Raw genomic sequence first — 12160 nt, forward strand, 5'->3', positions numbered from 1 at the left:
GCCGCCCGGCCGCTGGCAGGGATCATGAGGGTGTCGCCGGGGCACGCCGTCCCGGGCCGACCTCACGATCGGGGCGGAGATGGAGCTGGAACGGCGGCGTCGGGTGGCCGCGTACGGGGTGCTGCGGGACGTCGACGGGCGGGTGCTGCTGGCCCGCGGCTCGGCGTCGGCGGACTTCCCCGGCGTCTGGCAGCTCCCCGGCGGCGGGGTGGCGCACGCCGAGCACCCGGCGGACGCGGTGGTCCGGGAGTTCGCCGAGGAGACCGGCCTGGTCGTCGCGGTCGCCGGCCTCCGGGCGGTGGTGGCCGACGTGATCCGTCTCCCCGACCTCGGGGTCGCCCTGCACACCGACCGGATCATCTACCACCTTTCCGGCGTGTCCGGAGCATTGCGGTACGAAACGGGTGGAACGACCGACCTGGTGTCGTGGATCACCCCGGCGCAACTGTCCGATCTCCGCCTGATGCCGTTCACCGCCGAGCTGTTCGGGTTGCCTGTCGTCCCGCTGCCCGAGGACGAGCCGCCGGCCTCCCCGCGCGTGCCCTACCCGCCGCCGGTCGCCGACCGGGGCCAGCGCTTCGCCGCGTACGGGCTGGTCACCGACCCGCGACGGCGGGTGCTGCTCACCCTGATCGCCGACCGGTACCCGGGCGCCGGGCTCTGGCACCTGCCCGGCGGTGGCACCGACCACGGCGAGCAGCCGACCGGCGCTCTGCTGCGCGAGATCGTCGAGGAGTCCGGGCAGCTCGGCCGGGTGGTCGAGCTGCTCGACGTCGGCAGCCTCCACCAGCCGGCCGCGTTCGGCCCGGAGGGACGCCCGATGGACTGGCACAGCGTCCGGGCGATCTACCGGGTCGAGGTGGCGACGCCGACCGAGGCGGTGGTGACCGAGGCGGCGGGTGGCTCGACCGCGCGGGCGGCCTGGTTCACCTGGGCGGACGCCGTCGGGTTGCCGCTGACCGACGTGGCCCGCTGGGCGTTGCGCCGGGGCGACGGGCCGGCTGCGACGCCCTGACCGGTCGGTCCGCCACGCCCGCGCCGGGTGGTCCGCCCGGTCCGGCGGGAGAGTCCGGGTGAGCGGCGCCACGGGGCCGCCGGGTCGCTCACCGAGCCGACATCGATCCCCTCCGGTAGAGTCGATACCAGCGGTTGGCGGAGAAAAGGGCGTTGGTGCCCGGCATGGGAATAACCGGGCGATTAACCCGGTTTACAGGAGATAAGTACCGTCGGCAGCTATCGCCAACTCCCGTTCCACTGTGCAATGGTGTACTCCGCTTGAACGGCTGCCGGGCCAGAAACGCCCGGCACGAGACAGCCGGACGCCCGCCCTCAGGGTGGTGAGCCGATCCGGTGATGGAGGAAAAGTGCCGAGAGCCCCATGGCGCCGGCGTCGTACGTCTGACAGTCCGCGCCCCGCTGGCCGCCGCTGGGCGGGCCCGCTGCGCCGCAGTAGTACGTTCGCCCGCCAGGTGCTGCTGGTCCGGGTGGGACGCCGCGACGGCGATCCCCGCCAGTTGACCGACGTGGCCCTGCCCGAGCACCGTCACACCGGCCGGTTCCGCCGCCGGTACGCCCCGGAGGGACTCAACCGGGCGGAGATCGAGGCGGTCATGCCGGTGAGCCCGGCCGTCGCCCCGACGACACCGGTGGACGACGAGACACCGTCCCGGTCGATCCCGCTGCTCCCCGGCGAGCGCACCGTCGCCCGGCAGGCGCAGTTCGCGCTGGTCAACGCGTGCACCCTGGGCAGCATCATGCTCGGCGTCAGCGCCATCTTCCTGGCCATGCAGGGTGACGTCCGGCTGGCCGCGATCCTCCTGGTCGCCTGCGTCGTGTTCGACGGTCTCGACGGCGCGCTCGCCCGCCGGTTCGGCGTGGCCAGCCCGTTCGGCGCCCAGATGGACTCGCTGGCCGACATGTGCTCGTTCGGCCTGGCCGCCCCGATGGTGGTCTACGCCTCGCTGGCCGGCTCGGTGCCCACCGCCGCCGCCGGTCTGGCCTGCGCCCTCGTGGCGGCCTGCGCCGCGATCCGGCTGGCCCGGTTCAACGTCTCGCCGAAGGACGGCCGGTTCTTCTGCGGGGTGCCGACCACCATGGTCGCCATGGTGCTGGCCCTGGCGGTGGCCATCGAGCTGCCGGTGCCCCCGGCGGCGCAGGTCGCCGGCGTCACCCTGCTGGCGTTCGCGATGGTCTCCAGCTTCCCCTACGTGAAGCTCGCCCGGCTGGTCAAGCTGCCCCCGTGGCTCTGGCTGGCGCCGGTGGTCGGCGCGCTGATCGACCCGCGGCTGACCTTCACCCTGGTGGTGGTCGCGTACCTGGCCAGCGGCCCGGTGCTCTGGCTGCGCCAGCGCCGTACCGCCGCCATGTGATCTGAAAGCAGAAAAAAGGGGCGTCGCGGATGCGACGCCCCTTTTCTGGCGGTACCTGCTCCGGCGCGATCAGCGCCAGCGGGCGATGACCGACGAGCCGCCGACCACCTTGTCGCCCGGCCCGACCAGCGGGTCCGCCGCGTCGGCCGGCAGGTAGACGTCGGTACGCGAGCCGAACCGGATCAGGCCGAACCGCTCACCCCGGGCCAGCAGCGCGCCGACCGGCGCCCGGTGCACGATGCGCCGGGCGATCAGCCCGGTACGTTGCGCCACCACCACCGGCCCGTGCCCGGTCTCCAACACCGTGTACGCGGCCACGTTGTGCTCGGCCTCCGGCTTCATCGCGTTGGCGAAGCCACCGTCGGCCACGAAGTGGTCGACCACCTTGCCGGCCACCGGGGAACGGTTGACGTGCACGTCCAGCACCGACAGGAAGACCGCGACGCGCAGCCACTCGCCCGCGCCGAACCGCTCGTCGTGCAGCCGCTGCACCGAGAGCACCCGGCCGTCGGCGGCGGCGACCACGGCCGACGGGTCCTCGGGGACGTCCCGCTCCGGGTCCCGGAAGAACGCCGCCACCGGACCGGCGGCCAACGCCGGGACCAGCCACAGCTTCGACGACGGCCGGACCACCCGGGCCAGCGCGGCGAGCCCGAGGGCGATCCCGGCCGCCGCGACCCCGTTGGAGTCGATGTGCATGTCCCGCGTCAACGGCACGCTCGACGGCCGGTACGCCGGGGCGAGCCGGGCAGCCACCGACGCGGCGACCGGCGTGAACCGCAACCGGTGCACCCGTACCGGCGGCTGGTTGCGCAGCACCAGGTCCGTGCCGACGCCGTGCAGCGCGCCCTGCCGGTCGAGCTCCGCCGCCGCGCCCGCCGTCCGGCCCGGCCCGGCCGGCGTGGTGACGCTGAGCACGCCGCCCTCGGTCAGGTGCTTGGTGAGGTCGTCGACCGTGGCCCGGGCCTCGACGTCGGTGCCGGTCAGCGCCTCGGCCGCGATCACCACCTCGACGGCGTCGGCCTCGGCGAGGGTGTCGACCACGCTCACCCGGTCCGCCACCCAACTGCCCAGCGTGGCGATGTGCTCGCGCAGGGCGGCGGCGGTCGTCGTCCCGGCCGGCACCACGGTCAGGGTGTCCCCGGGCAGCAGCGCGTCGATCGCCGCGGTCAGGACCGGGGCGTCCGGGGTCGCGCCGACCAGGAGGGCGGCGGAGGGGTCGTTGCGCCGGGCGAGCTCCGCGACGAGGGCACGGGCGGCGCGCTCGCCGATACGGACCGCGCCGGACCAGCCGGTACTGCGCACGGGGGACTGACTCATCGGACTCCTAGCAGGATCGGAACGGAAATCGCGTCGGGTGTGCCGCGGTGGCGCGGACGGGGACGTGCCGACCGGCGCGGGCGAATCTCCAACGGCCAGCATATGCCGCGCCCGTCGGCCCCCGCACCGCCACGGTCAGCGGGACGGGCCGGGCGGCGGCAGGCCCGCCGTCGGGTCCGGGTCCACCACCGCCGTCGGGGCGGGGTCGACCACCGCCGTCGGGGCGGAGTCGACCACCGCCGTCGGGGCCGGCCCGGCGGTCGGCGGCGGGCCGGACGACCGGGCGGCGCGTACCGCGCCCAGCACCCCGAGGACGCCGATCACCACGAGCGCCCCGGCCAGCAGCCAACCGACCGGCAACGTCAGCCCCAGCAACTGGAACAGCAGCCACCAGGCCGCGCCGGCCAGGAACAGCAGACCGAAGGCCAGCGACAGCAGATCCGTACGGTGCGCCCTCACCGGGTCACCTCCAACGTGCCCGCGTTGACCTGCACCAGCAACCGCAGGGCGCCGCCCCCCGGCCCGTCGCCGCCGAGATCGGACACCTCCCGCACCTGCCGGTCCAGGCCGTCCGAGCGGTTGCCGAAGAGGGTCGCCTCACCGGCGTTGACCTCGGCTCGGACGGTCACGTCGACGGTCGGCGGCAGCCGTACGGTCAGGTCGCCGAAGGTGGTCACCACGGTCGTTCCCCCGTCCTGTCCGGTGAAGTCCACCGCGCGCAGGTCCAGCACCGCGTCCCCGAAGGTGTGCTGGTAGCGGGGCGCGAGGTCGGCGTAGCTGGCCGGGGCCCAGGTGACGCTGCCGTTCACGCTGCGCCAGTCGGCGAACGACTCGGCCGCGGTGGCGAAGCCCAGGGCGGCGGCGGTGACCAGACCCAACGCGATCAACCAGCGGGCCCGGCCGAACCAGGCGCCCACCAGCAGCCCGAGCCCGACGGTGGCCAGCGCCGCCGCGAAGTACGCCGACGCGCCGACCCGGATCAGCCCCAGCAGGTCCAGCGCGGCGACCACCCCGCAGGCGAGGAAGACCAGCGAGAACGTGATCGCGCCCAGTGGGGACCGGTCCCGGGGACGCTTCGGCGGTCGGGCCGGCGGAGCGGGCGGGGCCGGCGGCGTCGGACCGGCCCCGGCGTACGGACCGTGCGGCGCGAACGGCGGCCGGTAACCGGTCGGGGCGGGTGCCCCGACGACCGGCGGCGTCCCACCGCTGCCGCCCGGGGCGAGCATCGGGCCGCCCGGGGCGGGGAACGGGCCGCCCGGGGCGGGGAACGGAGCGGCCGGGGCCGGCCGACGGGGCGCGTCGACGCCCACCGGCGGTGCCGCCGCAGCCGGACCCCACGCCGGGGCGACGAGCCCCGGGCCCGACCCGGACGGCGACGACCCCGGCGCGGCGGGGGGCGTGCGGTGGCCCGGGGCGGGGTGGCTCACCGGCGGTACCGGCCCGGGCAGGTGGGGCACGGCGGGGTCGGCCGGGGGCGGCGACCCGACCCGCCGGTCCCGGCCCGGCTGGTCCCGGTTCAGCAACAGCGCGCCGCCGACCAGGATCGCCGCGCCGAGCAGCACCGCCCGGAAAGCGTCGGTGACGATGTAGCCGAAACTCACCGCGACCAGGATGCTGAGCACGATCACGGTGACCGGCGACATGCTCGACCGGCCCCGGCCGAGCATCGACTCGACAGGCGAGGCGCTGTCCCCCTCACCCGGGATGATCAGCCAGGCCGAGACGTAGACCAGGATCCCGACGCCGCCGAAGAACCCGAGCACGGCCAGCAGCACCCGCCACAGCACCGGATCGGTGTTGGTGGCCCGACCGATCGCCGCGCACACCCCCGCCAGGTAGCGCCCGGAGCGGGGCCGGACCAGCCCGTACCGGGAGGTGAAGCCCACGCCGCCGGGGGCGGTGGGCTGGTCGTACCCGGGTGGTGGTGGACCGGCCCCCGGCGGCGGGGGAGCGGCGCCCCCGGCCGGCGGGGTGGAAGAGGCGGAGGGGCCGGCCGGCGGCGGCGGACCGGACGGGTCCCCGGCGGCGGGCGCGGCGGCGGCCGGCTGGGCGGCGGGGGCGGCGGCCGGCGGCGGTGGCCCGTCCGGCCGGGTCGCCTCCGGGCGGGGCGACCGGGCGGTTTCCTCGGTCATACCGACAGACAGTGCCAGGAGTGGGGGCCGGCCGTCGTCGGGACCCACCCTGAGGCCACCCTGAAATCCCCGGCCCGGAATCTCGGGGGCGTCCCCGTGGCCCACCGGACGCTCCGCGTGTGACGATCGGTGGCGACGCCGGCACTGTCGTCGCCGGCGCCTGACGACCATGGTGCCGACCCGGCGTGCCACAGGCGCGGCCCGGCACGTGAGCAGGTGCCCACCGGCACCCGACCAGGGAGCCCGAGATCAGCCTCGTGACCGACCCCCCCCGGCTGTACCGGGCCCGTGAGCACCGGCTGGCCGTGGGCGTGGCCGCCGGCATCGCCGAGCACATCGGTGTGTCGGTGGTCCGGGTCCGGATCGCGTTCATGGTGCTGCTCGGTCTGAGCGGGCTCGGCCTGCTGCTCTACGCGGCGTTCTGGGCGGTGGTCCCGGTGCGTCCCGGGGACGCCGCCGCGCCGCCCCGGCGGGACGTCGCCCAGTTGCTGCCGTTCGTACTCATCGGTCTGGTGGTGCTGCTGGCGCAGATGCGGCTCTTCGACTCGGTCGGGGTGGCCGGCACGGCCGGCTGGCTGGTGGCGATCATCGCGGTCGGGGCGGGGGTGATCTGGCACCAGTCGATGCCGGAACGTCGCTGGCAGAGCAGCGGCCCGTTGCCGCTGCCCTGGCTCAGCGCGGTGGTCGAGGAGACCGACCGGCGGGCCTTCGTGCTCCGGTTCATCGGCGGCGGCGTGCTGGTCGCGGTCGGCATCATCGGCGTCGCGGCGGTCTACTCCCCGGTGCAGAACGTCGACGCGGTGATCAACGGCGTCATCTTCGCGCTGGTCGGGCTGGCCGGCGTGGGGGTGGTGGCCGCGCCGGTGCTCTGGCGGACGTTCACCCAGCTCCGTTCGGAGCGGGAGGGCCGGATCCGGGAGCAGGAGCGGGCCGAGCTGGCGGCGATGATCCACGACCAGGTGCTGCACACCCTGGCCCTGATCCAACGCAACGCCGCCGACGTCAAGGCGGTGCAGCGGCTGGCCCGGGGTCAGGAGCGCACCCTGCGCAACTGGCTCTACAAGCCGACCGCCTCGCCGACCGAACGTTTCGCCGCCGCCTTGGAGCAGGCGGCGGCCGAGGTGGAGGACACGTACGGGATCACCGTCGAGGCGGTGGTGGTGGGTGACCGGGAGACCGACGAACGGGTCGGCGCGCTGGTCGCCGCCGCCCGGGAGGCGCTGGTGAACGCCGCGCGGCACGCCGGGGTACAGACCGTCTCGCTCTACGCCGAGGTGGAGCCGGACCAGGTCAGCGTCTTCGTCCGGGACCGTGGCGTGGGGTTCGACCGGGACGCCGTGGATGATCATCGGCACGGGGTGCGGGGCTCGATCATCGGGCGGATGAAGCGGCACGGCGGCCGGGCGGAGATCCGTTCCGGGCCGGGCGAGGGGACCGAGGTCCGGTTGATCCTGCCGGTCTCCGGGAATGGTGCCACGGCGGAAAGGGACAGGTGACATGGCCGAGCAGATCGAGGAGCCGACCGGCACGGGCGGACGGCTTCGGGTGTTCCTGGTCGACGACCACGCGATGTTCCGGGCCGGGGTCCGGGCCGAGCTGGGCGCGCACGTGGAGGTGGTGGGGGAGGCGAGCACCGTCGCCGAGGCGGTCGCCCGGATCTCCGCCACCGGCCCCGACGTGGTGCTGCTGGACGTGCACATGCCCGACGGCGGCGGTCGGGCCGTGCTGGAGGCGATGCGGCGTACCCACCCGCAGGTCCGGTTCCTGGCGTTGAGCGTGTCGGACGCCGCCGAGGACGTGATCGGGCTGATCCGGGCCGGCGCCCGGGGCTACGTGACCAAGACGATCTCCCCGGACGAGCTGGCGGCGGCGGTCCGCCGGGTGGCCGACGGTGACGCCGTGTTCAGCCCGCGGCTGGCCGGGTTCGTGCTGGACGCGTTCGCGGCCCGGCCGGACGCCCCGGTCGCCGACCCGGAGCTGGACCAGCTCACCAACCGGGAACGCGAGGTGCTCCGGCTGCTGGCCCGGGGGTACGCGTACAAGGAGATCGCCAAGGAGCTGTTCATCTCCATCAAGACGGTGGAGACACACGTGTCGAACGTGCTCCGCAAGCTCCAGATGTCCAACCGGTACGAGCTGTCCCGGTGGGCGGCGGACCGCCGGCTGGTGTGACCGCGGCGCCCGCCGCCGGGTGTGAGAATGGTCGCACCATGTGTCGGTGGGCTGACGCACGGTCCGCCTCCGGCCCGCCGTTCGGGCGGCGCGGGGGCCGCACGGCCGAAGCCGGCATCGGCTGGACGGACAGAAACGGTGGGTCCGTCGACGGGCCGCTGGGCCGCGCTGAGCGGCGGAGGGAACGCCCCGGGTGTCCGGATCGGGCGCGCCGGGAGGGCTCCAGCAGCGCTCGGAGATAGACGATCATGGTGGGAGCGGGGTGTCCCGGTGGGCCGTACCAGCCGATGTCGGCACCGTCCCGGCCGGGTATCGGCTTGATAACACCGCTTTTCGCTACCGCGCATCGGGTGTCACAGTGGCAACCACCTCACAACCCCCTCGTGAGCCGAGCGCCCTGAGGAGGCACTCCCATGCGCGGGAAATTCCTGAAGGTGGCGGTCATGGCGACCGCCACCGCCATGTTGGCCACCGCATGCAGCGGTGGCGACGACGACTCGAACGAGTCGGCGGGCCAGAGCGGTGGCGAGCTGCGCGTCTACGCGTCGGAGCCGGCGTTCCTGCTGCCCTCGGCCGCGGACGACGAGCCGTCGCTGTACGTGATCCGTCAGCTCTACCGTGGTCTGGTCAAGTACAACGCCGAGACCGGCGCTCCGGAGAACGACCTGGCCGAGTCGGTCGACTCCGACGACCAGAAGGTCTGGACGATCAAGCTCAAGGACGGCTACACCTTCGACAACGGTGAGAAGGTCAACGCCGACGCTTTCATCCGGTCGTGGAACTACGCGGCGTACGGGCCGAACGCCCAGAACAACGCGTACTTCATGAAGCGGATCGCCGGGATCAAGGAGGTCTCCTCCACCGACCCCGACGGCGACGGCCCGCAGAAGGCCCCGGAGCCGAAGGCCAAGGAGCTGTCCGGCCTGAAGAAGGTCGACGACCTGACCTTCACCGTCGAGCTGGCCGAGCCGTTCTCCGGCTTCCCGACGATCATCGGCTACCCGGGCTTCTTCCCGATGGCCGAGGCGTGCGTCGCGGACACCGAGAAGTGCAACGAGACCCCGATCGGCAACGGCCCGTACAAGATCGAGGGAAGCTGGCAGCACAACGTCGGCATCAACGTCGTCCGCAGCGACACCTGGAAGGGTGACCCGGGCAAGCCGGACAAGATCAACTACCGGATCTTCGCGGACGTCGACGCCGGTTACGCCGCCTTCCAGGCCGGCGAGCTGGACGTGCTGTACACCCTGCCGCCGGCGCGCTACAAGGAGGCCAAGGCCACCTACGGCGACCGCCTCTACGAGGCCCCGGGCGACAGCTTCACCTACGTCGGCATGCCGATCTACAACGAGAACTTCAAGGACAAGCGGATCCGCCAGGCCCTCTCGCTGGCCATCGACAGGCAGTCGATCATCGACGCCGTCTTCGACGGCCGGTTCAGCCCGGCCACCGGCTACGTCGCGCCGAACTTCGAGGGCGCCCGCGAGAACATCTGCCAGTACTGCAAGAAGGACGTCGAGAAGGCCAAGCAGCTCCTCGCCGAGGCGGGCGGCTGGAAGGGTGGCAAGCTCACCCTGTGGGCCAACGCCGGCGCCGGCCACGACGCCTGGCTCCAGGCGGTCGGCGACCAGATCAAGGCCGCCCTCGGCATCGACTACGAGCTGAAGGTCAACCTGCAGTTCGCCGAGTACCTGGAGACCGCGGACAGCAAGAAGTTCACCGGTCCGTTCCGCCTCGGCTGGGGCCCGGACTACCCGTTCATGGAGACCTACCTGTCCCCGCTCTACAGCACCGACGCGGACAGCAACAACTCCACCTTCAGCAGCGCCGAGTTCGACTCGCTGCTGGCCCAGGGTGACGCCGCCAACTCGATCGAGGAGGCGATCCCCTTCTACCAGAAGGCGGAGGACATCCTCGTCGAGGAGCTGCCGGTCATCCCGATGTGGTGGGGCAAGGTCGGCGCCGTCTACAGCGAGAACGTCGACAAGTTCGTCTGGAACGCCGTCTCCGACGCCGACTACGGCCAGACCTCGCTGAAGCAGAACTGAGCTTCGCTTCCCTGATCTAGCCGTACCACGACGTGGCGGCAGCGGTCTCCCCACCCGGGAGGGCGTTGCCGCCACGTCAGCGCCGAGAGGAGAAACAGACATGGGGCGCTACGTCGTTCGACGGTTGCTCCAGTTCATACCCACCGTGCTGGGCACCATGTTCCTGCTGCACTACCTCACCTCGCTGGCGGTCCAGTTCAGCGGGAACCCGGTCCGAGCGCTGTTCGGTGACCGGACGCCGCCGGAGTCGGTGCTGAACGCGCTGACCGAGCGGCTCGGCTACGACGACCCGTGTCTGAACCAGCGGGGGAATCCGTGCTTCGGGTTGTTCCTCGACCGGATGCAGGGCATCTTCCTCCACTTCGACTTCGGCGTGAACCTGCGCCAGCGGGAGGTCACCGACCTGGTGGCCGACGCGGTGCCGTTCACCCTGAAGCTCGTCCTCATCGCCATCATCTTCGAAGCGGTCGTCGGCATCGCCGCCGGCGTGCTGGCCGGCCTGCGCGGCGGCAGCTTCGCCGACTACCTGGTGAAGATCTCCACCGTCTTCCTGATCTCGGTGCCGATCTTCGTGCTCGGCGTGCTCGTCCGCGAGTACGTCGGCGTGCAGTTCGGCAACGTCCTGCGGGACCAGTCCTGGGTGCCCGAGGTGATCGCCAACGGGGTGTTCAGCCCCGGCTTCAAGCCCGACTACCCCTGGGCCAGCCTGGTGATCCCCGGTCTGGTGCTGGGCGCGATCTCGCTGGCCACCACCGCCCGGCTGACCCGGACCAGCATCATGGAGAACATCCGCGCCGACTTCGTCCGCACCGCCAAGGCCAAGGGCCTGGCCAACAAGCGGGTCATCGGCGTGCACACCCTGCGCAACTCGCTGATCCCGGTGATCACCTACCTCGGCGTCGACATCGGCGGTCTCCTCGGCGGCGCCGTGGTCACCGAGACGATCTTCAACGTGCCGGGCATCGGTCGACTCGTCACCTTCGCCGCGCGGACCGGAGAGTCCTCGGTGGTGGTCGGCGTGGTCACCATGCTCGCCCTGGTCTTCCTGATCGCCAACCTGCTGGTCGACGTCCTCTACGCCGTCCTCGACCCGAGGATCCGGTATGAGTGAGCGGCAGCACGGGCCCGGGCGGGCCCGCACCGACGGTGGCGGATCGAAGCGAAACGAGGTGTGGTCATGAGCGACGTGAGCAGCGCCGCAGGAGCGACCGGGGACTCGTCGACCGTGACGGCGGTCGCCGGCGTGCCCGAGCCCGACAAGGGCGGCAAGGAGCGCAGCGCGAGCCTCTGGGCCGATGCCCGACGGCAGTTGGTCCGGGACCCGATCTTCGTGGTCGCGTCGCTCTACATCCTGGTGGTCGGCACCATGGCGCTCTTCCCGAGGCTGTGGACCAGCCAGGACCCGCGGGCGTGCAGCACCGACCGGTCCCGGATCCCGCCGAGCGCGGACCACCCGTTCGGCTTCGACCTGCTGGGCTGCGACTACTACTCGCACGCCATCTACGGCGCCCGGCCCTCGATGCAGATCGCGGTGCTCGCCACCCTCGGCATCGTGCTGATCGGCGGCGTGCTCGGCCTGCTCGCCGGCTACTACGGCGGCTGGATCGACTCGATCATCTCCCGGGTGATGGACATCTTCTTCTCGCTGCCGTTCCTGCTCGGCGCGATCGTGTTCCTGACCGTGATCAAGCGGCAGAACGAGTGGACGCTCACCCTGGTGCTGGTGACCCTCGGGTGGCCGACCATCGCCCGGATCATCCGGGGCAGCGTGATCTCGTCGAAGGACCTCGACTACGTGCACGCGGCGAAGGCGGTGGGGGCGACCAACGGGCGGCTGATGTTCCGGCACATCCTGCCCAACGCCATCGCGCCTATGCTGGTGTACGCCACCATCGTGCTCGGCTCGTTCGTCGCCGCGGAGGCCACCCTGACCTTCCTCGGCGTCGGGCTCCAGCCGCCCGCGCAGTCCTGGGGCATCATGATCAGCACCCACCAGGTCTACTTCCTGGAGGACCCGTGGCTGCTGCTCTTCCCCTGCGGGTTGTTGGTCGGCACGGTGCTGTCCTTCATCCTCATGGGTGACGCCCTGCGTGACGCCCTCGACCCGAAGTTCCGGTGA

Annotated in this window: 9 protein-coding genes and 1 pseudogene; 7 read left to right on the plus strand and 3 right to left on the minus strand. The window is 72.6% G+C overall.

Annotated features, from left to right (window positions below; translation table 11 throughout):
* The first annotated feature begins 85 nt into the window (after window positions 1–85).
* Both O7606_RS24240 and O7606_RS24245 read left to right on the plus strand, forming a co-directional pair.
* The gene (locus tag O7606_RS24240) at window positions 86–1015 is read left to right on the plus strand and encodes an NUDIX domain-containing protein (RefSeq protein ID WP_281599855.1); all 930 of its coding nucleotides are present in this window, start codon (window positions 86–88) and stop codon (window positions 1013–1015) included.
* Between the two features lie 424 nt (window positions 1016–1439).
* Window positions 1440–2369, plus strand: a complete 930-nt coding sequence (locus O7606_RS24245; protein ID WP_281599856.1) for a CDP-alcohol phosphatidyltransferase family protein — start codon at window positions 1440–1442, stop codon at window positions 2367–2369.
* A 69-nt stretch (window positions 2370–2438) separates the two neighbouring features.
* On the opposite strand, the gene O7606_RS24250 is transcribed toward O7606_RS24245, so the two are convergent.
* The 3 genes and pseudogenes from O7606_RS24250 to O7606_RS24260 form a co-directional block, all read right to left on the minus strand.
* Window positions 2439–3689 (minus strand): phosphatidylserine decarboxylase, encoded by a 1251-nt coding sequence (locus O7606_RS24250; RefSeq protein WP_281596303.1) that lies wholly within the window; start codon window positions 3687–3689, stop codon window positions 2439–2441.
* 276 nt (window positions 3690–3965) lie between these two features.
* A pseudogene (locus O7606_RS24255) lies at window positions 3966–4148 on the minus strand (hypothetical protein); the annotation flags it as partial.
* Window positions 4145–5821, minus strand: a complete 1677-nt coding sequence (locus tag O7606_RS24260) for a PspC domain-containing protein (RefSeq protein ID WP_281596304.1) — start codon at window positions 5819–5821, stop codon at window positions 4145–4147. The pseudogene O7606_RS24255 and the gene O7606_RS24260, both read right to left, overlap by 4 nt.
* Before the next feature lie 257 nt (window positions 5822–6078).
* Between O7606_RS24260 and O7606_RS24265 the strand changes: the two genes are divergently transcribed.
* The 5 genes from O7606_RS24265 to O7606_RS24285 all read left to right on the plus strand — a co-directional run bounded on the left by O7606_RS24265 (window position 6079) and on the right by O7606_RS24285 (window position 12160).
* Window positions 6079–7317, plus strand: a complete 1239-nt coding sequence (locus O7606_RS24265) for an ATP-binding protein (protein ID WP_281596305.1) — start codon at window positions 6079–6081, stop codon at window positions 7315–7317.
* Between the two features lies 1 nt (window position 7318).
* Complete coding sequence (locus O7606_RS24270; RefSeq protein ID WP_281596307.1) at window positions 7319–7993, plus strand: response regulator transcription factor; 675 nt, start codon at window positions 7319–7321, stop codon at window positions 7991–7993.
* Between the two features lie 413 nt (window positions 7994–8406).
* Window positions 8407–10041 (plus strand): ABC transporter substrate-binding protein, encoded by a 1635-nt coding sequence (locus O7606_RS24275; protein WP_281596308.1) that lies wholly within the window; start codon window positions 8407–8409, stop codon window positions 10039–10041.
* 100 nt (window positions 10042–10141) lie between these two features.
* Complete coding sequence (locus tag O7606_RS24280) at window positions 10142–11152, plus strand: ABC transporter permease (protein WP_281596309.1); 1011 nt, start codon at window positions 10142–10144, stop codon at window positions 11150–11152.
* Window positions 11153–11218: 66 nt separating this feature from the next.
* Window positions 11219–12160, plus strand: coding sequence for an ABC transporter permease (locus O7606_RS24285; RefSeq protein WP_281596310.1), 942 nt, complete (start codon window positions 11219–11221; stop codon window positions 12158–12160).

The sequence above is a fragment of the Micromonospora sp. WMMD882 genome, from assembly GCF_027497255.1.
In the GTDB taxonomy this organism is placed as follows: Bacteria; Actinomycetota; Actinomycetes; order Mycobacteriales; family Micromonosporaceae; genus Micromonospora.